The sequence below is a fragment of the Parabacteroides sp. APC149_11_2_Y6 genome (genome assembly GCF_054506995.1).
Genome location: NZ_CP173709.1, coordinates 3,440,306 through 3,461,629, shown reverse-complemented (window position 1 = coordinate 3,461,629; position 21,324 = coordinate 3,440,306). Strand labels below are relative to the sequence as shown.

19 protein-coding genes are annotated in these 21,324 nt (G+C 36.4%); 12 read left to right on the top strand and 7 right to left on the bottom strand.

The annotated features are described in order from the left end of the window. The 3 genes from ACGE0T_RS14325 (at window position 1) to ACGE0T_RS14315 (ending at window position 5,793) form a co-directional block, all read left to right on the top strand. Entirely contained in the window at window positions 1-4,371 is a 4,371-nt protein-coding gene (locus tag ACGE0T_RS14325) for a coiled-coil domain-containing protein (protein ID WP_459187301.1), read from the top strand. A 227-nt stretch (window positions 4,372-4,598) separates the two neighbouring features. Next, the gene (locus ACGE0T_RS14320) at window positions 4,599-5,306 is read left to right on the top strand and encodes a KilA-N domain-containing protein (protein ID WP_459187300.1); all 708 of its coding nucleotides are present in this window, start codon (window positions 4,599-4,601) and stop codon (window positions 5,304-5,306) included. A gap of 10 nt (window positions 5,307-5,316) precedes the next feature. Beyond that, the gene (locus ACGE0T_RS14315) at window positions 5,317-5,793 is read left to right on the top strand and encodes a hypothetical protein (protein ID WP_459187299.1); all 477 of its coding nucleotides are present in this window, start codon (window positions 5,317-5,319) and stop codon (window positions 5,791-5,793) included. A gap of 27 nt (window positions 5,794-5,820) precedes the next feature. Here the strand turns inward: ACGE0T_RS14315 and ACGE0T_RS14310 are convergent, their stop codons facing one another. The 3 genes from ACGE0T_RS14310 to ACGE0T_RS14300 are packed head-to-tail and all read right to left on the bottom strand — an operon-like array spanning window position 5,821 to window position 7,033. Then, window positions 5,821-6,243 carry a protein-export chaperone SecB gene (locus ACGE0T_RS14310; protein WP_459187298.1) on the bottom strand — a complete coding sequence of 141 codons (423 nt, stop codon included), beginning with the start codon at window positions 6,241-6,243 and terminating at the stop codon, window positions 5,821-5,823. A gap of 11 nt (window positions 6,244-6,254) precedes the next feature. Continuing rightward, a complete protein-coding gene (locus ACGE0T_RS14305) occupies window positions 6,255-6,638 on the bottom strand; it encodes a hypothetical protein (RefSeq protein ID WP_459187297.1) in 384 nt (127 codons plus the stop codon). Further along, window positions 6,635-7,033: a HEPN domain-containing protein gene (locus ACGE0T_RS14300; protein ID WP_459187296.1), complete on the bottom strand. Its 399-nt coding sequence runs from the start codon at window positions 7,031-7,033 to the stop codon at window positions 6,635-6,637. Before ACGE0T_RS14300 ends, ACGE0T_RS14305 begins: the two co-directional genes overlap by 4 nt. A 184-nt stretch (window positions 7,034-7,217) precedes the next feature. Between ACGE0T_RS14300 and ACGE0T_RS14295 the strand changes: the two genes are divergently transcribed. Beyond that, the gene (locus ACGE0T_RS14295; RefSeq protein ID WP_459187295.1) at window positions 7,218-7,436 is read left to right on the top strand and encodes a DUF6965 family protein; all 219 of its coding nucleotides are present in this window, start codon (window positions 7,218-7,220) and stop codon (window positions 7,434-7,436) included. A gap of 131 nt (window positions 7,437-7,567) precedes the next feature. Here ACGE0T_RS14295 and ACGE0T_RS14290 read toward each other — a convergent pair whose 3' ends face one another. Both ACGE0T_RS14290 and ACGE0T_RS14285 read right to left on the bottom strand, forming a co-directional pair. Continuing rightward, window positions 7,568-7,699 carry a type II toxin-antitoxin system RelE/ParE family toxin gene (locus ACGE0T_RS14290; RefSeq protein WP_459190478.1) on the bottom strand — a complete coding sequence of 44 codons (132 nt, stop codon included), beginning with the start codon at window positions 7,697-7,699 and terminating at the stop codon, window positions 7,568-7,570. 86 nt (window positions 7,700-7,785) lie between these two features. Beyond that, window positions 7,786-8,166: a hypothetical protein gene (locus ACGE0T_RS14285; RefSeq protein WP_459187294.1), complete on the bottom strand. Its 381-nt coding sequence runs from the start codon at window positions 8,164-8,166 to the stop codon at window positions 7,786-7,788. Window positions 8,167-8,604: 438 nt separating this feature from the next. Here ACGE0T_RS14285 and ACGE0T_RS14280 point away from each other — a divergent pair, with 438 nt between their 5' ends. The 4 genes from ACGE0T_RS14280 to ACGE0T_RS14265 all read left to right on the top strand — a co-directional run bounded on the left by ACGE0T_RS14280 (window position 8,605) and on the right by ACGE0T_RS14265 (window position 11,488). Further along, window positions 8,605-9,369: a Rha family transcriptional regulator gene (locus tag ACGE0T_RS14280; protein WP_459187293.1), complete on the top strand. Its 765-nt coding sequence runs from the start codon at window positions 8,605-8,607 to the stop codon at window positions 9,367-9,369. A 63-nt stretch (window positions 9,370-9,432) separates the two neighbouring features. Next, entirely contained in the window at window positions 9,433-9,744 is a 312-nt protein-coding gene (locus ACGE0T_RS14275) for a hypothetical protein (protein WP_459187292.1), read from the top strand. Window positions 9,745-10,072: 328 nt separating this feature from the next. Next, window positions 10,073-10,912 carry a phage antirepressor KilAC domain-containing protein gene (locus ACGE0T_RS14270; RefSeq protein ID WP_459187291.1) on the top strand — a complete coding sequence of 280 codons (840 nt, stop codon included), beginning with the start codon at window positions 10,073-10,075 and terminating at the stop codon, window positions 10,910-10,912. Window positions 10,913-11,233: 321 nt separating this feature from the next. Continuing rightward, window positions 11,234-11,488, top strand: coding sequence for a hypothetical protein (locus ACGE0T_RS14265; RefSeq protein ID WP_459187290.1), 255 nt, complete (start codon window positions 11,234-11,236; stop codon window positions 11,486-11,488). A gap of 40 nt (window positions 11,489-11,528) precedes the next feature. Here the strand turns inward: ACGE0T_RS14265 and ACGE0T_RS14260 are convergent, their stop codons facing one another. Beyond that, on the bottom strand, window positions 11,529-11,924 hold the full coding sequence (locus tag ACGE0T_RS14260) for a HEPN domain-containing protein (protein WP_459187289.1): 396 nt from the start codon (window positions 11,922-11,924) through the stop codon (window positions 11,529-11,531). 3 nt (window positions 11,925-11,927) lie between these two features. Beyond that, window positions 11,928-12,380, bottom strand: a complete 453-nt coding sequence (locus ACGE0T_RS14255; RefSeq protein ID WP_459187288.1) for a hypothetical protein — start codon at window positions 12,378-12,380, stop codon at window positions 11,928-11,930. Between the two features lie 369 nt (window positions 12,381-12,749). Between ACGE0T_RS14255 and ACGE0T_RS14250 the strand changes: the two genes are divergently transcribed. The 4 genes from ACGE0T_RS14250 (at window position 12,750) to ACGE0T_RS14235 (ending at window position 21,324) form a co-directional block, all read left to right on the top strand. Beyond that, window positions 12,750-13,202 (top strand): hypothetical protein, encoded by a 453-nt coding sequence (locus ACGE0T_RS14250; protein ID WP_459187287.1) that lies wholly within the window; start codon window positions 12,750-12,752, stop codon window positions 13,200-13,202. A gap of 71 nt (window positions 13,203-13,273) precedes the next feature. After that, window positions 13,274-17,329 (top strand): hypothetical protein, encoded by a 4,056-nt coding sequence (locus ACGE0T_RS14245; protein WP_459187286.1) that lies wholly within the window; start codon window positions 13,274-13,276, stop codon window positions 17,327-17,329. 402 nt (window positions 17,330-17,731) lie between these two features. Then, on the top strand, window positions 17,732-18,001 hold the full coding sequence (locus ACGE0T_RS14240) for a hypothetical protein (protein WP_459187285.1): 270 nt from the start codon (window positions 17,732-17,734) through the stop codon (window positions 17,999-18,001). A gap of 8 nt (window positions 18,002-18,009) precedes the next feature. Beyond that, the gene (locus tag ACGE0T_RS14235) at window positions 18,010-21,324 is read left to right on the top strand and encodes a tail fiber domain-containing protein (RefSeq protein WP_459187284.1); all 3,315 of its coding nucleotides are present in this window, start codon (window positions 18,010-18,012) and stop codon (window positions 21,322-21,324) included.

Here is a 21,324-nt window from a genome sequence, read left to right as displayed (position 1 = left end):
ATGGCAGGAAAAGGTGGCAGTTTAGGAGAACTATATTTTAGTATAACTGGCGAAGACCGGTTGGAAGAAATTCTTCGGAAGGATAAAAAACTGGCGGAAGAGGTTGCTAAGATTGCCGGTGGAATACAGATAGGCAGGACACGGGTTACCCAAGATAGAGCCAGAGAAATATTAAAGGAGGCTAATGCTTTTGAAGAAGCCGCAAAAGGTGCTGATAAATTCAATGCGGCACAAGAACGATTGCGTAAAAAACAGGCTGCCGGAGAGTTTAAGGAATATATTCAAGACTTAACCAGAGTGAGTGATGCGCAAAGGCAGATGACCGCTTATTATAAAGAATTAGAAAAAGAGCTTGGTAATAATCAGGGGGCTATAGGTTCAATCAAAATGCTGGAAGCAGAACTTAGAAAGCTGAAAGATACTTACCGTTCTTTGTCTGAGACAGACCGTAATTCTATCTTGGGAAAAACAATGCTTACACAGATAAACAATGCAGACCAAAACCTTGCCAAGATAAATGCTGAAATGGCTAATAATGCAGCATTGGCTAAGACTATGGGGACTCAGTACAATGGATTGCGCACTCAAATAAGTATGGTTGCCCGTGAGTTACCAAACTTGGGTATATCGCTTAGCACATTTATCATCTCTTTGTCTAATAACTTGCCATATCTTGCTGATGAAATAGCCAAAGCAAATAAAGAATTTAATGAATTAAAGAAAACCAGTCAAGCTGCTACTCCTGTATGGAAACAAATGATTGGAGCTATATTTAACTGGCAGACAGCTTTGATTGTCGGAATTACCGTTCTTACTGCTTATTCAAGGGAGATACAGGCTTGGGTGCAAGAATTGATAAAGGGAAATAGTGCAGCCAGTATTTTGGCAGATACTCAGAAATTTCTTAACGAATTACACGAAGAGGCTGCTAAAGGAGCATCTAAAGAACTTTCTCAACTGCAACTGTTATACGGAGTAACACAAGACGCAACCAGAACCGTTAAGGAACGAACTGCCGCTACGGAGCAATTGCAAAAGTTATTCCCTGATTATTTTGGAAAATTGAGTTCCGAGGCAATTTTAGTAGGAAATGCGCAAGCGGCATACGATGCTTTGGCTATAAGTATTAAGAACTCAGAGAAGGCCAGACGAATCAACATGGAAAACGCAGCACTTAATGAGGCTGAAATAAAAGCTATACAGGAAAGACGTGAAGCTGAGGAGCAATTGGCAGAAGCGGGCAAAGAGTTAGAGAGACAGCGTAAACTTCCATGGATTATAAACTACCAAGGTATAGAAGATGCTGAATTGGCATATGGACATTACTTGGAAAAGGTGGAAAGGGCAAATTCAAAAATAGAAGGTATTCAGGAATCACGAAAAAAACTGCTGGAATCATATAAATCAGATGTCACTACTAATTTAAAAGTTCCATTTGAAAAGATGTCAGAGTATGAGGCTTATCAAAAAACAATCTCTAAATTGGATAGGCTTTTATCAATGTCTGTTATCAATCAAGAAGAGTATAATAAAAGGCTAAATGATGCTAAAGGTATTTTGATAGATGCCGCTGATGCCGCTGAAGTAGGAGGAACAAGACTGGAAGAATTCAGGAAAGAATATATTGAGTTCAATAAAATACAACTACAAAATAAAGATAAAACAAAATACATTGATGAATATAAGGAACGTCAAGATATAGAAAAGGCTAATCAAGCCTTAAAAGATGCTATAACAAAGTCTGAGATAGATATAGAACAGGCGCGTATAAATTTAATGGAACAGGGGAGTATTAAGACCTTGGCGCAAATCAAGCTGGATTATAAGAAAAGAAATGTAGCTATAGAAAAAGAGGCTCGTGATAGTATTGAAAAAATAAAAAAGATAGAGCGAGAACAATGGGAAAAAGATAACCCAAATTATCAAAAAAACAAAAAGCAATTTACTAGTATCACTGAATTGATTCAACAGCTTAAAGTGTTGGGGAATCAAATGAATAGTACTTTTGGTAAAGGGAACGTAGATTTATTAACACGTCCTCTTGTAGATGCAGCAGAATTAGCAAAAAAAGGCTGGGAGGATGCAGGAGAAGGTATTGCAACCGTATTTAGTTCTTCATATCAATTAACTCAGAAGGGAGAGGAGGTAATGGTTCATGTAACTCCTATTCTACCAGATGGAAAGATTTTAAGCCCCAAAGAATTAGAGCAATACATTGATACAACTTTGAACGATGCGGAAGACATTTTGCAAGCAGATAATAAAAAAAATGGTGGACTTGGAGTTGTATTAAATGTAGATACTAATCTAAGTGATAAAATTGCAGAAAATTTTGGAGAAGGACTTCATCTTGCTCAGGAAAAATATTATGACCTTTTACAGAAAATTCAAGACAATCCTCTAAATATAAATATTGGAGAATCTCAGCAAAAAGTAGTAGGGCAATTAGCGCAGTCAAGTAGGTATTTAAAAAAAGAGACGGAAGACCTAGTCGAATCTTTGACGTATAAATGGTCTCAGTATGCCGATAAAAGACAAGCGATAGAAATAGATTTTAATAATAAAGTAAAGCAAATAGAACAAGATCGAGTTAGTATTGGATATGAACTGGCTAATAAGGCATTGGAAAAAGCGCAAAATGATAGAAAAAATGCCTTGGAAGAATTAGAGCAGGAGCTATTTTCATTAACAGATATTTATCGTAAAGTATTTGGAGATATATCTGAATTGACATTATCAACTTTAAAAGATTTAGTCTCTCAGTCTGAAAAAATAATTAGTACTGCAAAAGGGAAGTTTAATGATAAAGGTGAGTTGATAGGATATACAGTTTCTTATGATGGTAAAGCATTTGAATTAGCAGTAAATCAACTAGACCGGTTTAGAAAAAAAATAGTTGAGTTAAAGCAAGATGTAAATAAAGAAGATCCTTTTGGTGCATTAGCAAACTATGCTACTGATTTTATTAAATCACTAAAAGACGTAGAAAAAGCTCAGCAAGAAGTTGAGTTGGCAAAAAATGGTGCAGGTACAATTGTTGGAAGCAATTATGATAAAGAGACTAACAAAATAACTCTTAACCTTAAAAGTCAAAAGCAGGCCGAAGATGAATTGTCTGATGCAATTTCGAATAGAGAAAAATCATTGAAAGGTATCGGAAATGCGGCTAATTCGGTTGGGCAGATAGTGCAGGGTTTGACAAATGATTGGGCTAACATGTTTTCTGCATTAGGAAATGAAGATATGGCTGATACTCTTGGCGCTATAGGTGAAATAGCCGGGCAGGTTGGCAAGTTAGCTCAAGATTTGGCAAGTGGTAATCCTGTTCAACAAGCCGTTGGAGTTCTTAGTTTTGTACCCAATATAATAGGAAGTATAGCTCAGTTGCATGATAAAAGACTTGATAAGGCTATTAAGCGGTCTCAACTAGAGGTTCAAAAGTTGCAAGGTTCATATGAAGACTTGGAACGTTTGATTGATAGACAATTGGGGGCTGTGACAGAAGACCAAGCAAAGCAGCAAATAGAAAATCTCCGTTTACAGCGTGAAGAGTTATATAAACAGATGCAGGCTGAAAGCGACAAGAAAAAATCAGACGAGGGAGCTGTTGAAGACTATAAAAAACAAATCAAAGAACTTGACGACCAAATACAATATTTCTATGAAGATTTAGCTGGTGAACAATTTGGTATAAATATAAAAGATTGGGCAGGGCAAATAGCAGATGCCTTGACAGAGGCTTTTGCTAAAGGAGAAGATGCAGCAGAGGCATTTGACGATACGGTTGCCAGTATAATGAAGAGTGTTTTTAAAAACGTGATACAGCTTCAATATATTGAACCGGCAATGAAAAAATTGCGTGAGTATCTGTTTGGCACTAATGGGGCTGGTGGCGTTCTGGGTGATGGCGATTTATCTTCAACTGATATGAATGGACTTGTAAAAGAGTTGATGGGTTTCAAGGATAAAATCAATGAAAGCCAAAAACTTTGGGATATTCTAAATGACGCGGCAGAAGAAGCCGGAGTGTCATTGGTAGAAGAAGACAAGAAAAAGAAAGAAGGACTGTCTCAATCCATACAAGGAGTAACGGAAGATACCGCAAATGTTTTAGGTAGCTATTTAAATGCTATTCGAGCAGATGTTTCCGCAAATAGGGCTGATGTTTCTGCAAACCGGGTAAATCTCCAAAAGCTAGTAGATAATGCAGTACCTTTCTATAATGATTTTGCTTTGCATGTAGCCAATTTGAAACACCTTGAAACAATAGCGGTCAATACAGGAAGGAACGCTGATATTGTTGGCAGGATTGAGAATATATTGACTGCTGTGACTCAGCCGGGTTCGGGGAGAAAATTTAATATACAATGATGGGGAAGTGCTTGATTAATTAAAATTGTTTCTCTATATTTGTAAGACATAATCGAGACAATAGAGCTCCCGTGAGAGCCATATCCAATAAATACCACATTATTGGATATGGCTCTTTTTATTTTATAGCTCAGCCGGAACCGTAACCCGGTAGCAAGATACAAAGTCAATATGCCCCATGTGGAGAGTTACGGCTCCCGTGGGGCGACTTTTTAATAACATCATATATGAAGACGAATCAGGTATTAGAAAGAAAGATGGGCGAGTTCAAGGTTTACCAAAGAACCAGTGATGGATATTTTGAAGGATATTCCTTATTGAGGCAGTGGAATAATGTTTTAGGTAATGAGCAGAGAAAAATGGAAACCTTCTTGGATTCCTGTAAAACAAAAGAATTTATAGCAGCATTAATAGCAGAAGAGTGTGAAAATGGTTTAGGGCAAAATTGCCCTAAAATTGATAATCAGGTATTTAAGAAGTCAAAAGTAAAAATTGAGGGTAAACCAGGTAGACCCCAGTTGCAAGTCTGGATGCACCCTATTTTTTTCATAAAGTATTCAATGTGGATTAATCCCAGATTTGAGGTGAAAGTAATACGTTTTGTTTATGACCAGCTAATTCAATATCGTAATGATGCAGGGGATGCTTATCGAGATATGGCAATGGCTGTATCATCTATTGTTGAAAAATCTTTAATGCAAGAAGCCATGAAGAAAATAGCTAGAGGCTTAAACTTTGTCGTTTATGGGAATCATGAATCAGGCATAAGAAACAAAATAGGTGATGAATCTAAGGCAAAAGAATTACTGGAACTGGAAAAAGATATAGCAAAGTCTATTAGAAGAGGGTTTGTTCGAGATATAGAGCAATGTATGGAACTTTTACGAAACGAGTATAGATTCAAAATGCAGATGCCTAAAGAGCTTGCATCATAATTATAATAATATGAACGTATCAGAAGAATTAAAGAAAAAGGCTATATCTGTCGGTCTTTGTAAAGAATGGACAGAAGAGTGGGGGAGTCCTGATAAAGACGAACTTTGCAATAAATATGTTAGAGGCATTGATTTTGCAATTAAACATGATTTCCCCTCTGTTAGTTATATGAAGGCTAACTTTAACGGAATAATGCAGAAGCATGGGATATATGCCTCAGAGGATTTGTCCTTGCATAATCCTAATATGGTAATAGCTAACGGAGAATGCAGGGGGACTGTTTATTTTGACCGTTTCAGTGTTGGACGTATGTATGTCCGTCACGGTTCAAATCTACAAATTAACGTAAGTGATAACGCTAAAGTCTTTATATCATTGTATGATGACGCAAAAATAGAGATTAATTGTTCCGGGTTTGGCAAAGTTTATGTGTATCGGCATGGTGGTTCTGTTAAATGTAAAGGGGATGTTGCAGTGAGGGAATAAACAAAGCCGACATCATTCCGGCTTTGTTTATTCGTCTTTATATTGAATGTTTCTTTCTAAATCTTTTAATAATCCAGACATATTTAAAGTAGGTAACAATATCGTCTGCATTCCAGATAATGCAGACAAGTTTGCAATATATGCTCTGATATATGGAAATAATATAGCGGGAGCATTATGTAGTAAATATTCCTTATGTATTTTTCCATTAGGATCTTCTGTATATCTAAAAGTTGCAACAGCCGAAATCTTTATATTGAAAGATTCTGCTTTATCATTGACATTTAAGCCCAATGTAAGGATAAATAATTTTTTCTTTTTATCTATCAATCCCTTAGGCTCAAATCTGAAATTAATTTGTTTATCCATTTCTTTACTAGAAATATGGATACTTGCATCTTCAATGATATAATTTTCAAAAGAAAAATTTGATATTTTAACTTCTCCCATAATCGTTGTAATTAAGCAGATAATGCATAGCAAGAAAAGAAGTCACAATTTTCGTAACATACATCTGTAGATACATAATTTAGAATTTTAGGTGTTTTAAATTTAATAACACCGTTATTATTCGAATCATATATTTTTGCTTTGCCAGAACATGCAAATAATTCATCTTCTGTACTAAATAATATACTATAATCCGGAAATTTTTTATCTAGTGACATTGAAAAATTAATTTCATCATCACAATAATCATCATTCTTGTCTATCAAATACTTGGGATATACACATATTCTATGTCTTGTTTTATCTTCTGATACCTCATAGATAAATTTTATCCATGGATATTTATAAATCATGTTGGAGAACCATTGTTCAATATGTTCTTTTGCTATATTCATAATGTTCCAAATTGATCGTTTAATTTTGTTTTTAAACCTTCTGCTTTCTGCTTTATATCTAAACAGGCTTCAGCATCAAATAGTTTATCCCTATAATCGGCATCGACTCTCTCACTTTTTAAATATCTGAAAAATTCAACAATATCTTTTGCTTTTTTATGACTGTCAATCCTGTTATTTATTTCTTCTAAAATAAAATCATGACTACCTGTTTCTCTTTTTTCATTTTGTACATCATAGCTTATGGGTCTCTCCGCATGGTGAGCTAATATATACTTCATGTGCAAAAGCCTGCTGTAATAAGAACAGTGGACGCTAGAATTATAATGCCCCTTATTAATTAAATCTTGAGCTGCATCCAAATATTCAATAGCTTTTTTTCTTATATTAGGCATTGCTACTACATATAACAGAACCTCTGCCGAAAATAAATTTCAAAAGAGGCTACTAAAAGTTTAAATTTGTGCTACAAAAATCAGATTTTCAAATCAAACTTGCAAGTTCTTTCGAATAAAAAGTTACTTTGAATGTCAAAATAAGCCTAAATAAACTATTTTTGCCCTATCAAAGGAGACAATCATGAGCGAAGAACTAAAAAGACTAATAGCTTGGTTTGAAACATACGAGATAACATTCAACGAGATAAGACTAAGTAAATGCGAGTATATTTTTGACTTGCGCAAGTTTATAAGCGTACAAGTTCAATCTGTCAAGAGAAATTGGGACAACCCGACTTTCGCTACAGACATAACGAAGTTGAAAAGATTGAAGAAGGTGCTGGAAGAAAATGGGAAATGAGTGAGGTATATATCAAAATTGTGACAGTTTGTTTTTTTAATAATTAAATACTGAAAAATAAATAGTTGGCAAGATTGGTGATTTTGGTGGTTAAAATTTCGTCAAGCATTGCGCTAACATCATAAATATCCTTACTGATTTCCTTTAATTGCATAATATTCCTCCTTTAATTTTATAGCTTTCTTTATTTCGTTATCAGGCGTTTTCTGAGTTTTCTTCTTGAATGAATTGAAAAGAACAACAATTGTATCGCCGTCATATATGGTAATAGATAATTATATCAGCAAACAAAATAAGCCTGGTTATTTCCAGGCTTATTTTGTTATTAAAAAAAACTTTCAGTGTTTTTTTATTTAGACTCTGATTTTTCTAATTCTATTTCAATGTAAGTGTTGTCCCACTTGCATGCTTTTTGAGTTCCAAGGTCAATTCCCCAAGCAATAACATTTAATAAATTAATACAAGCAATAGGATTGAATGCTGCATCTAATCTCATTGGGTATGGTTTGTACCCTTCTTTTTTAGCAATCAATTCCTTGGAAGACAGTTTTTTTCTTATTCTCACAGATGTTTCTCCCTTTTCTCCAATTGTCGCAATTTTTTGACCATTATCATATATCTTAGTGTCTTTTGGACCAACGAAAGTAACAGACTGCGTTGATTTAGTAAATAATGTACAACAACTAGACATAGAAATACATAAAACTAAAGCATATAAAACCTTTTTCATGATAATTTTTGTTTGTTATTAATATTGTTTAATGGGGGATTTTATAGTTCCATCATTATTTATTTTTTTGTGTTTTGATGTTAATAATTGTGCAAACTTACTGTGCTTAATTAATAGAACCAAGAAAAATACCAAAAAAGTATTGTAAATATGTTGTAGAATATGTTTTTGAAAGTTTATGTCATATTTTTCTCTACATTTCCAATAAAATATTTGCTTAAGTCGTGAAAACTTTCTATGTTTGCAATGCTTAACGTATTATTATATCCAACAGATGCAGGTGTAGCTTGCATTATTTATTGTGCAAGCATTTTTTATGCTTGTATTAAAATACTGAGGTATTACTGTACCCCCGTGGCAAACCGTAATGGAATGCCAGCATTTGTTGGAATGCGTTAAGCAGCGGGAAAGGCAGTAATATCTCTTTTTTTATTGTTTATGCTTAACAATATTTCCAACATTCAAAATCAAGCAAACAATAGTAGTTTGATTGCGACGTTAATCCACGACACGGATAAAATGAGTTCGCTTGAAATAGCAGAACTTACAGGGAAAGAACATAAGAATGTTATTCGAGACATTCGCAGCCTTTTATTACAGGGAATCGCCGAGCTCAATTTTGAGCCCGGGTATTACAAAGATGCAAATCAACAAGATAGACCTTGTTATCTACTCACTAAGAAAGGCTGCCTTATCCTCGCATCTGGATATGATGCAAGACTCCGAGAAAAAATCATTGACCGTTGGGAAGAACTGGAAAACCAGCAAAGAAACGGCGGTTATCAAATCCCCCAATCCTATTCAGAGGCTTTAATGCTTGCGGCTAAGCAAGCTGAACAGCTAGAACAGGCAAACAAGCAAATAGAGAAGCTTCAGCCGAAAGCCGACTTTGCAGAGGCTGCGTTTGCTACCGAAGATAAGGTAGATATCGGTATGGCGGCTAAAATCTTAAAACTAGGATTTGGGCGCAATACCCTGTTCCAAAAGTTGAGACAGGCAGGTGTTTTCTTCTCCAACCGGAACGAACCCAAACAGAGATTTGTCAATGCCGGATACTTCGAGATGAAGGAGAAGTTTATTGAGCGGGATAATCACCCGGGATTTGTTGTGACAAAGACACTTGTAACCCAAAAAGGATTGGCTTACATTAATCACCTGTTTGGTGGAAACCCTTCTGATGGGAAACTCATGCCAATGAGGTAATTAGCTTACATTCTATAATGTATTTCAAGTTTATTTGATAAATTTGCAGAAAACAACCCTATAATGGAACGGATAAAACTAACTAAAGTAGAAAAAGAAACATTGCGCATTGTAGCAGTGTCAGGAAGTGATTGTCCTTCAACTTATCCAATCCATATATTTAAAGCTTCAGTTCGTTCATTACAACGGAAAGGGCTTGTAAATGCTATATTTGTAAATGATGGAAAATTGTGGCATGCTGACCTTACAGACGAAGGTCGGTTATACATTTGTCAAAATCCCAATTTGCGCAATCCTATAAATTGGGAAATTGTAATAGGTGTAATAGCATTGGCGGTATCCATCATTGCTTTATTTGTTAGCTGCATCAGATAATCTTGCTACATAATTAATTTGAGGTACGGCGTGAAAGACGTACAGCCATCGTTATACCCTTTTTATCATAGTAAACTTATAATTTTTAGAAAATATGAAAAAGATATTAGGAATATTGCATATCTCGGAAATTGTATGCAATTTTGCAGTGCGACAGTTTTATATACATATATGGTTTGTGGATTTTTTATGTCCGCAAATAAGCTACTGCATAAGATATAAGCAGAGGTTTCTCCGTACATATTCGCCCACAAGCCAATATGGAACTGTCGCAAGTTGGAGGAACTCTCTGCTTTCTTTATTTATTAACAACTAATTTTCATTGATTATGCGACAGTTGAATGAAAATTACTCAAACGGCAATAACATTGCTGTATTAAGTACGGTTAATCCCTCCGAAATGGGACAAATCTTTTCTTACAATGGTAATATCGTTACCATGCGCGTACAAAATGGTACTGTTTATGTGAACTTAACAGAGTTTGCTAAACCCTTCCCGAGTAAAAATCTTACACAAATTATTAACTCGCAGGAAATCAAAGAGTATTGTAATTCTCTTTCAAAACTACAAAATTATAGTTTTGTTGATTTACTGATAGTTAGAAAGGGGGCGCCGGAGTTAGGCGGTGGCACGTGGGCGCATCAAAAAGTGGCTTTACGTGTTGCTCAAAAGTTGTCAACCGACTTCGCCATCTGGGTTGATACTAAAATCGAAGAACTTCTCACCACAGGAGTAACCACCGCTTCTAACGACGATGAAGCGATTGCCTACGCCATGCAAGTATTAAACAAGCGTTTAGAGCAAGCAAAAGCTGAGAAAGCCATGCTTGAGCAGCAAAATTATTATCTTACTAATGAGATAAAGCAGCAAGCACCAAAAGTACAATATGTAGACAATGTTCTTCAGTCTGTAAATACTTATGCAACAAACCTTATAGCGAAAGAGATGGGTATGAGTGCGGAAACTCTTAATAAAAAATTAAAAGAGAAAGGCATTCAATACCGTCAAAGTGGTGTGTGGGTTCTGACATCCAAATATCAGAACAAGGGATATACCAAAACAAGAACACACACCTACACCCGCTCGGATGGTTCTCAAAGTACAACAATGCTTACTGTATGGACAGAACAAGGTAGAGAGTTCCTACATTCCTTATTTAAAGCATAATTTATTTACATAACACATTTCGAGGTGCGTGATAAAGGCGTACAGCCATATTTATGTCTTTTTTTTCGATATAGTAAAACTTATAATTTTTAGAAAAATGAAATCCTTATTAGATAATCATCAAGGTTTAAACTTGTATGAAAGACTGCTTTATAAAGCATTGAAACGTCATTTGTCCTCAGTCCGCAACTTTAATGAACATGTTAAAGACGAGAGAGTCGGACGCATAACCATGTTGCTAACGTATCGCTGGATTGCGTGCGCAAACAAACTATTTGAAATGCTGGCGTCTTTTACATCAAAAGAGAAAGGAGGTAAAAAATGACACCTAACGAATGGCTCCGCTCTTTAGAAAAGAAAAATATAATCCCCAAATATATTCTTGACCCGGATAAAGTAACGGCAACATCATTGGTTGATATGGACGCATTAGGTGATATCCGATATTCTACCATGTATGCTTTTGCCGTTAAGCTGGAAATGGAGTTGAAAAAGTACAAGACAGCTTATTATAATGGTGAGAAGTATAAAAATGAGAAGAAGGGGTGTCTTAAGGTTAATATGAGGAAGCTGTAAAATATTAAATACTTTATGAAAGAAGAAAAGCCGGATATTTTCAAACCGGCTTTTCTTCTTCTACATATTTTTTTATTGTTTGCATATATCCTTTAGCTGTATTAGCCTGTTCTCTTGTATAGTTGTATCTTCTATATCTAGAAATAACAGCCATATCATGCAATTTTGAATATTCAAAATCAATTTCTGGATAATGTATTTGTACATAAGACCTTTGGAATCCGTCTCTGCCTTCCCCCATGTTTTTGTGATCCTTGCATAATGCATCAAAATCTGTATATTTAGTATCCCCTATTTTACAAGGAAGTATTAAATGTCTAACAAAATGGACTGCGGAGTAAAATGCAGAAGTTATAACCCAATCGCCATAATCTTCTTTTTTACCTAAGTAATTGCAAACTCTAACGTTATGGTTTGCGTGATCTAATGAGCTCATTATTTATACAATTTCAAAATAATTGTCAGCAAGAAGGGCGTCTTTGTTGATATCCTCTTCTTTTTGGCATGCCATAAAAGATATTGATATTTGTTTGTTTTTTCTTGTTACATCTGATGCGCTTTTGTACAACATCCTACTTTTTGCATCATCAAAAAATAAATCTTCGTCAATAACGGCAATGATAGAAATTTTATCTAAAACCATTCTGACAAAAATAGAAAAGCATCCTTTTCCCCTTAAGTTATCTTCGTAAAAGTTTTTAATTACAGAAGAAGCCTCTTTGAATAAATTTAAAGAGGACATTAATATGGAAGGCAATTGAGAGATACTTTGTTGTCCTCTAGTGTATGCATCAATTAATTCATCTGCTGTAAAGTTTCCATCTAGCAAACGTGAACTTTTATTACAGGTGCATGCCTTGTTATCAATATCTATCATCTTTGTATTTCCCATATTTCTAATCTTTTTCCATCCTGATTAGCAATATAGTAACATCCTGTAGTTACTTTTTGTTTTTCAGATTTGATAATGTTTATAGTGCAAATATACTTTATAAATTCAATAAATAACCGTTTTTGGTGCAAAAAGTGCCAAAATGATGTATAATGGGATATTAAGATAATCTCATATCTTATGGCTTACTATTATGAGTATGTAATTGATTGTATATTATAATATATTGATTAACATCAAAATAAAATATTTCACTTAAAGTATTTGTTTAAATAAAATAAGATACTTATTTTTGTATCAAAACAATAGAGGTTCTATGAAGCCCGGCGTGCTGTAAAAGGCATGACCGGGCTTTTTATATATAAGCGTATGGATTACAAACCATTTCTTATACAGAAACTAAAGACAAATTCTCCGGTAAGGGATTCAAGAGAATGGGATATATGGGTAAAAAGCATACCCTTTCTTATATATCCTAAACTTAAGGAACCGGCAAAGCGAAGCTGGGTTGATGAAAGTGGGGATGATGAATATGTACCAGATACACCCCGATTTGAGGCTTATACAATGGATGTGGCTTTTGCTTTTATAGGCGAGCGAGGTACTGCTAACGTAAAGATTCGTTCTTTTTTGAGTTATCTGTCGCAAGATGGCGAGTTTTCCATATATGACACCTATACAGCAATAGGCCGTACACATGTAAGATATTCCAGCTTTAGTGATGATGCTTTTAGAAGAAGGGAAGGGCAGGACGACCTAGTAGAATTTAAAGTCACTTTAAAAGTGAATGATCCAATAACAGAGATTAGGCTTTCTAAATGATTCAGGTAAAATCAAAAGACGGTAAAATTGTACGCTGTGAGCTTCGTGAGTTTGAGTATAACGGCGTGTTTATGGCTGACAGGACTGTTTCTGCAACCTACAAGTCTCCTGTTGCCATATCTTTCGAAATTGACGATTATATAGAATACCGGAAAGAGAAGTTTATACTAGATTACACGCCTTCCGCATCTAATGTTGCACAGCCATTATCATACGGGGATGCATTGTCTTATGACTTACAATTCAAACCCGAATCCTCTATAGAACTCCAAAATTGCGAGTTCCTTGATTATGTCTTGTATGATAATGGACTCCATTATTCGCCAAGCCCTAAATTTACGTTTATTGGTACTGTGCAAGATTTTGCAGACAGGATTAAAGCCAATTTGGACAGGTTGTATCCTGATAAATGGAATATAAATGTGTCAAACACACTTTTATCAGAGGATAAAAATATAGAGATTGAAAATATCTCATGTTGGAATGCTCTTGTCCGTATAAATAAAGAGTTTGGAGTTAATTTTAAGGTTATAAATCATAGCATTGAGATTGGCTTTGAAGCTGACGTACTGAATCGTACTTTTTCTTATGGCAAAGGTAATGGCTTGTACCAGATAGACCGCAATGTTAATACAGACAATGCCATAATCACAAGGCTTAGGGCTTATGGCGGTGACCGGAATATCCCTAAAGATTACAATAAGCAACCAACAGATATTGTCCCTAAAAAGAACTTAATGCTTCCCGGCTATCTTTCAACAGGGATAAACTACATAGACTCAGAAAATATATCCCTATATGGAATCCGGGAATACTCTATCATTTTTGAAGAAATTTATCCATCAATAGAGGGTGTAGAAGTAAGCGGGATAGGCAGGATAGATGAAATTGTTTCCGCAGAACAAATAACAGATTCAACAAGTGAAAATAATACATTTACTGTATCTATAAAAGATATTGGATTTGACATTAACGATTACTTGACAACAGAGACGGCGACAATATCAATCAAGAGCGGTTCGCTTATTGGTTATGAATTTGAAATCGTCAAGGTTGCTAAGTCGGGTAATGGCTATGAACTTACCCTGAACAAATCTGACAGGGATAATTGGAAGGTTCCAAATCCAAGCCAAAACCTTAAATCCGGAGACCGCTTTGTTTTGCTTAATATAACAATGCCTGAAAAGTATGTCACTTATGCGGAAGAAAAGCTACTAAAAACAGCTACGGAATATCTAGCACAGAATGACCATACTACTTACACTTACAATATCGGTGTTGATGAAATATTCATGGCTCGCAATGTCCAGTATCATGATGCGATTCGTGAAGGGGATAAGATGAAAGTGTATAACTCTCATCTGAATATAGACCATTCTATCATCATACAAAGCATTGTTATAACAGAGGGAGGAAATGTCCCTCTGTATAAGATTACGCTTAGTGACAAGCCTATTGCAAGCATAATTGATAAGATTTGGGATGCGATTGAGAATGTGCAGAACCAAGGAACTGCTACAAGTTCTACTTCTATCAGCGGTTCTTTAATTGAACAATTAAACCAAAAGTATTTAAGGAAGGATGTTCCTGGTACTGCACATGGTGCAATAGTGTTTGATGAAAAAGTAGGCTCTTCTATATTTATTGACGGTTTTGACGGGAAAGGATGGGAGATAAAAGCCAATGGCGCAGCGATATTTGAAAGCACAAATGTTCGTTCAAACCTTTTTGTTGGCAATAAAATAGGCTCTCAGTCTTTTAATCCCGGTCTGGCAGGATGGGGTACTGATATAGATATGCCTTCGGCTACTATAACTGCTGACAATCTTTATCTTCGGAAAAACTTCTTTGCAAATACGATAACCTATTCGCAGGTATATGCAGTAGGGGGCAGTCAAGTTGTTTCAGATGTCAACAAGATTGAATCAGTAGAAAGGTTATCAGACAGATGGAGATGCTATATAGACAGAATGGATGGCTTGATGAAAGTACATCTAAGAGTAGGGGATGGTGCAAGAATCCGTTCTGACATTGGCGTATCTTTGATAAAATCTTTGTTTGGCAGGGTTATTGAAATAGGTTCTACCTACTTTGATATCGCATATCCTATGCTTGATGGAATAGGAGAGCCAGCCCCGGGTGATTTTGTAACACGTTGGGGTAACAATGTAGACACATCAAGACAAGGTTTGATTTATTCTACAACAAGTGACCCGGGTGCGCCTTTCACTTCCGTTTATGATGGTATTACCGACATTACGACTCAGGATAAGTTGAAAGTCCAGTTTGGTAATATATCAAATATCAGGCTAAAGAACGGCAGACAATTATCTGGTTATGGTGCTTACCTGAATGGCATTTGGATTGAAAACTCTCAAATATTCCTTGATAACGGAGATACTATCGAGCAAAATTTCTTCGCAATGAACGGCAAGTTTGAGAGCCAAATCGAGGCAATCAAGAATGATATGTCTGTTGAAAGTGGCAATATCCTTGTTAATTCTTCATTTAATCGAGATTTAAAGTATTGGACGCTGTCTAATGATGTCCATTTCATTAATACGCCTACCGGTTATCTCTGGATGGATGGTTATTTCTATGTCGATAAAAACAAAGTGGCTGATATTTATCAGGATGGCGGAAAGAATGTATTAAGAATCAAAGATACTTCAATTTCTCAGCTTAATGGAGTGATAAATATACCGGAACGGAAGGAGGTATCAAAGGATGGTTATATCTATTCTTTTGCCCTTTATTATAAAGTTCTTCGTCCTGGTACATTGTCAGTAGGTTTTACAGGTACGGATTTGTACATCGAACAGGAACTGGAAGTCTCAGAAGATTACGAGAAGCTAAGTAAGGTTGCCCATTGGAATGAGAAGGGGGATTTCATGTTGAAATTCACAGGCGGTGAAATATTGATATATGGCGTTTCTCTCTTTAACGATGCGCTTGCAGATGCCCAGGTTTATTTGCAGACACAAATTACACAGAATGCAGAAGCTATCAAATTGATGGCTACAAAAGAGTATGTGGACGGTGAGACTGGCAAGATTTACGTAAAGTATGATGGTGAATTAAAAGTGACAAATGACCTGATAAGTTCTACCGTTAAAAAAGTAGACAATATCAATAACCGTATTGACACAGCAGGATGGATTACTGCTGCTGATGGAAATACTTTATTTGCTGCAAAGTCTCTTGAAGATGGAGATAAAATCATATCATACATAAATCAGTCTGCAACAACTACAACAATTAGCTCTTCAAGGATAAATTTAATAGGGGCAGTTTCTTTCCAAATGTTTGACACCTCGCTTCAAAACACGGTAAACAATAAATTGGAAAGCGAGGATATGGGAGAGCTTGCTTGGAAAAACAGGGTTGATTCATCTGATTTAGCGGCTTCATTAGCGACTGATATTGCGAATAAGGTCAATACAGATGCGTTAAGAGGATATGCTTTTAATAATGGTGCTGATATAAGCAAATCAGACTTGGCTGATGATTTGCGAACAGAAATAACAAGTAAATTGACTGGTAGTTCTGAGACTAGTGAAAATAAGTTGGCAGGAGTTATCATAAATGGTCAAACTTTCATTGCTGGTGGCTATATACAGTCAAATTTTATTAAGGCGGATGAAATATTTACAACAACCCTATTGGCAAATACCATTAAGGCTTCTGGACTTAATATCAATGATAAGTTCATAGTGGATAAAGAAGGCTTTGTAGATATGCAAGGAAAGTTTACTGCATCTTATAATGGAAACAAAATAATAATAAATCCTTCTTCGAATGGTGCAAAGATAACGGGTATTGACAGTAATGGGAGAACCGTGATGAATATTGGATTCAGTTATTATGAAGGAGTTAATGCTCCTTTGATTGAAATGACATATTACAATTCTTCAGGACAGGAGATGGGAAGTACCCGTATTGCTCCAGATGGAGCTTCATTTAGAAGTCGGCTTAACACAGGGGGAATGTCTACTATGACAATAGGACGAAGTTCGAAGGGATTAGGAATGACTATAAATGCAACATTCCCAACATATGCTCAAGCATCTTATGGTGACCTTTATGTTGATGGGGATGATGTTGTTAGAATAAGACAAGAATGGTAATATGATAATAATATACAATAGAATAGTACCAATGCGCGGTTTTGCCCTGAATCTGTTTGGTTTTGTTTTTGTTCGCAAAGGAGATATAACAAAACCGGGATTCGAGAATCATGAGGCTATTCATGTGGAGCAAATGAGAGAGATGTTTTATATTGGCTTTTATCTGTGGTATATAATAGAATGGATAATCAAGTTGTTTATGTATGAATGCGCATACGAGAACATTAGTTTTGAAAGAGAAGCTAATAAATATCGTTTTGATGAAGATTATCCGACTAGGCGAAAGCGATACGCATGGCTTAAGCTAATCTAACTTAAAAAAGAGCCGCCTCTGGGCTTTAATAGCAGAGTTTAGTTGATATCAATTTTAGTAAAAATAAAAACAATTAAAAACGTAAAGTTATGAAAGTGAATTTTAATCAGTCATTTAAAGACTACAAAGGAGAAGAGACAAATCAGGTAATAAAAGATACTGTTTGTCAGTGTTTATATTCTTGCGCAGATGGTTATTCGGCAGAAGAAAAGTTCCGGGCTTATAAATTAAACCTGTTGATTATACCTTCTACAGGAGAAGTTGAGTTATCCCCCGAAGATGCTGCATTAATCAAGCGTATTTGTGAACGTTCGCTGACAGCAGGTGGATACGGTCAGATTGCAGAATTAATAGGATAAAATAGCTTATGGAAGCAGGAGATATCATATTTGAAGACGGAACCATCGTCACCCCGAACGACATGGAGAAATTAATGCCGGCATTGGTCGCATTGATAAGCTCTACCCAGAAAGACCCGGGACAATACGAGGAAGTGAAGAGCTTGCAAGGGGTTTCATCTCTTCCGGTTTTTCAGCAGGCGGGTAATGTTTACAAGTTAGTCCGTGTCGCAGTTGAGCTTCTCAAGGGCGTGGACGGACGGGAAATCTACCTGCAAGTCAATGCTGATAGAACTTACATCCAATGGCGCTGGACAGATGGCGTATGGCAGAATCTGTATAAGATAGAAGATTTGCGAGGGGAACCGGTTGTATTACGTACCGGTTCTCAAGGCATTGAATGGAAATACAGGGACGAAGCTGACACCGCTTGGCGGATACTTGTTACCTATGAAGTGCTAAAACTGAAATATTCAGACCTTACCCCGGAACAGGTTGAAGACCTCTGGCGTCATCTTCCTGCTGATGTTTTAGCTCAATTCCAGAAACCAGCAACTGATGCGGCGACTGAAGTACGTAAAAAGATGGATGGCATTACCGAAGAAGCTAATGCTCTAATGGATGACGTTAGGGAATTAGAATCTTCTGTCAGTACTGCTGAATCAGGACGTGTCAATGCAGAAAAGGGGCGCGTCGATGCAGAATCTGCAAGACGTGTAGCGGAAGTAAACCGCGAAAATTCCGAGGATGAAAGGGAAACGGCTGAAACCGGGCGTGTCAATGCAGAGTCTGCACGCGTCTCAAATGAAAACGCAAGAAAGACGGCAGAGACAGGTAGAGTAAATGCAGAGAATACCCGTGTCAGTCAGGAAAATGCCCGTAAAACCGCCGAGACGGGGCGTGTAGATGCGGAAAAAGCTCGTGTAACGGCTGAGAACAACCGTGTCACAGAGTTTGCCACATTGAAGCAGAATGCCGAGACTGCGACGGCAAATGCAAACGACACAGCCAATCATCCGACTTACATTGGAGAAGACAACTATGTGTATAAGTGGAATAAAGCGACTAAGGCTTACGATAAAACAGATATTTACGTAAAAGGTGATGCTTTCAGCATTAAAAAAGTATATGCCTCTGTTGCCGCTTTACAGGCTGATGTAAACAATGCAGAGATAGAAGTAGGTGATTTTGTTCTTGTCAATACAAACAATGTCGAAGACCCTGACAATGCAAAGCTGTATGTGAAAGTACAGAATACAAACGGCTCTTATGCCTACGATTTCCTTGTCGATATGTCAGGAGCAATCGGTTTCACTGGTAAGACTCCGCAATTTAGCATAGGAACAGTATCATCCGGTGTAACTCCTGCTGTTACCCTATCGGAAAACGGTGTGGATAGTAATGGTAATCCCCGTTACAAATTGAACCTTGTTTTGCCTAAAGGCGAAAAAGGGAAAGCCCCTGTCTTGCAAATTGGAACAATAACAACCGGCACTCCGGGCGGTCAAGCTTCTGCCTCGATAACAGCAAACGGCTTCACTCCCGAAGGTGCACCTATATTCAAACTGAATATGACCATTCCCCAGGGTCCGCAAGGTAAGGGAAATGTTAGCGTTGTGGAATCCGGGCTTGTATCAGGCAAGACATACCTGTTCAAACCATCTGCAAACAATAGTGCTACAGGGACGCTGGTTGATGCGGATGAGAAGTATTTGAAGTTGACGGGTGGAACTATAACAGATAGGATTCATTTTAATTCAACTACTCCTGATAATAGATTTATTGATTTTTATAAAGGTAGCGATTATATTGGTGCAATAGGCATTGATGATTCTAAATTGGTTTTGAATAATCATATAAGCGGAAGTCAATTACAACTTAGGAATGATGGAGAGATTTTGTATAGAAACCAAAAGGTTTGGTATGCCGGCAACGACGGTTCAGGTTCAGGGTTAGATGCTGATTTACTCGATGGTAAACATAGCTCCGCCTTTGCTTTGTTAGATGCTAACGGTAAAGTTGCTAAAGCTATTATAGCTGATAGTGCAAACACCGTTGCATGGAATAATGTAGCAAGTAAACCAAGTTGGATTGGTGCGAATAAGCCAACATATACAGCTTCGGAAGTTGGGGCTTTGCCTTCCGGTGGTACTGCTGTTGCAGCCACTAAACTTGCAACAGCAAGAACTATAAATGGTGTCGCATTCGATGGCACAGCCAACATTACGATTACTGCTGCTGCCAATGGAGGTAATTCAGCTACAGTTGGAGGTAAGAACTTGGATTCATTATTTGTTACTAACAAAGAAGTCACAAATTTAGACACTACAGGAAGTAGCTGGTCTAATACCTATTCTCCAACATCGGCAGGAACAATCCCTGTCGCTAATACATATGGCACAATTCTTCAAGTTAGTAATCATCCGAATACCGCTCCCGGTAATGGAGGGATATATCCATTTCAGATAGGTTTTTCAACGGATAATAGTCTTAGTTTTAGAAGTAGATTTGATACTACAGCATGGACAGCTTGGAGAAAGTTTATATTTGAAGGTGATTCAAGACTAACTAACGCAAGACCAGCTTCAGATGTTTACGCTTGGGCAAAAGCAGAAAGCAAGCCAAGTTATAAAATGCAAGATATAGGTGATGCAGACTCTATTTATGTTGACGTAAATACTATTCAAAGAAAGATACTTGTAGCTGGAACGAAAGTAAACCAAGGGTATGTTTCTCGTGTTGCTATAGGTTTAGAGCATATAAGTAGTTCATTTAGCAATGCAGTTTTATCTGTTGGATTAGATGATAATGGCACAATATGGAGAAATTACTTTTTTGATACAGTAGGACATGTTGGTATATATGGTAATTATATAGCTTATGAACCAAATTGCGGATTATATAATAAATATCATAATTATCTTTTCGCTGCGAATCCTAGTGGATGGTACACAGCAACATCTATTCGTGCATCTGGTGGATTCTTTAAAGAGTCAGATAGAAGACTAAAATCCAACATTAAGCCTCTAAAACATACTCTAGACCAAATCCTTTCAATTCCTACTTCAATTTTCATTATGGATGGTAAAGAGCAGATTGGTTCAATAGCACAAGATATTGAGAAAATTTGTCCTGAAATAGTCTCTGAAAATTTTAAAAAGAAATCAGAAGTTCCAGAGAGAGATGATTGGGAAGTTGAAGTTAAAGAGGAACATGGGGAACAAGTTAAATATGTTAAAGTTAAACAAGTTGAATATGAGATGCTTGGAGTTTTAGCCCTTGAAGGCCTGAAACTTCTTAATCAAAAAGTAGATAATTTGAAGAAACAATTAAATATTAAGTAA

What these genes read in the sequence shown, in the direction of transcription:
- ACGE0T_RS14325 (WP_459187301.1), top strand. Translation starts at nt 1, where the DNA reads ATGGCAGGAAAAGGTGGCAGTTTAGGAGAACTATATTTTAGTATAACT.
- ACGE0T_RS14320 (WP_459187300.1), top strand. Translation starts at nt 4,599, where the DNA reads ATGAAGACGAATCAGGTATTAGAAAGAAAGATGGGCGAGTTCAAGGTT.
- ACGE0T_RS14315 (WP_459187299.1), top strand. Translation starts at nt 5,317, where the DNA reads ATGAACGTATCAGAAGAATTAAAGAAAAAGGCTATATCTGTCGGTCTT.
- ACGE0T_RS14310 (WP_459187298.1), bottom strand. Translation starts at nt 6,243, where the DNA reads ATGGGAGAAGTTAAAATATCAAATTTTTCTTTTGAAAATTATATCATT.
- ACGE0T_RS14305 (WP_459187297.1), bottom strand. Translation starts at nt 6,638, where the DNA reads ATGAATATAGCAAAAGAACATATTGAACAATGGTTCTCCAACATGATT.
- ACGE0T_RS14300 (WP_459187296.1), bottom strand. Translation starts at nt 7,033, where the DNA reads ATGCCTAATATAAGAAAAAAAGCTATTGAATATTTGGATGCAGCTCAA.
- ACGE0T_RS14295 (WP_459187295.1), top strand. Translation starts at nt 7,218, where the DNA reads ATGAGCGAAGAACTAAAAAGACTAATAGCTTGGTTTGAAACATACGAG.
- ACGE0T_RS14285 (WP_459187294.1), bottom strand. Translation starts at nt 8,166, where the DNA reads ATGAAAAAGGTTTTATATGCTTTAGTTTTATGTATTTCTATGTCTAGT.
- ACGE0T_RS14280 (WP_459187293.1), top strand. Translation starts at nt 8,605, where the DNA reads ATGCTTAACAATATTTCCAACATTCAAAATCAAGCAAACAATAGTAGT.
- ACGE0T_RS14275 (WP_459187292.1), top strand. Translation starts at nt 9,433, where the DNA reads ATGGAACGGATAAAACTAACTAAAGTAGAAAAAGAAACATTGCGCATT.
- ACGE0T_RS14270 (WP_459187291.1), top strand. Translation starts at nt 10,073, where the DNA reads ATGCGACAGTTGAATGAAAATTACTCAAACGGCAATAACATTGCTGTA.
- ACGE0T_RS14265 (WP_459187290.1), top strand. Translation starts at nt 11,234, where the DNA reads ATGACACCTAACGAATGGCTCCGCTCTTTAGAAAAGAAAAATATAATC.
- ACGE0T_RS14260 (WP_459187289.1), bottom strand. Translation starts at nt 11,924, where the DNA reads ATGAGCTCATTAGATCACGCAAACCATAACGTTAGAGTTTGCAATTAC.
- ACGE0T_RS14255 (WP_459187288.1), bottom strand. Translation starts at nt 12,380, where the DNA reads ATGGGAAATACAAAGATGATAGATATTGATAACAAGGCATGCACCTGT.
- ACGE0T_RS14250 (WP_459187287.1), top strand. Translation starts at nt 12,750, where the DNA reads ATGGATTACAAACCATTTCTTATACAGAAACTAAAGACAAATTCTCCG.
- ACGE0T_RS14245 (WP_459187286.1), top strand. Translation starts at nt 13,274, where the DNA reads ATGGCTGACAGGACTGTTTCTGCAACCTACAAGTCTCCTGTTGCCATA.
- ACGE0T_RS14240 (WP_459187285.1), top strand. Translation starts at nt 17,732, where the DNA reads ATGAAAGTGAATTTTAATCAGTCATTTAAAGACTACAAAGGAGAAGAG.
- ACGE0T_RS14235 (WP_459187284.1), top strand. Translation starts at nt 18,010, where the DNA reads ATGGAAGCAGGAGATATCATATTTGAAGACGGAACCATCGTCACCCCG.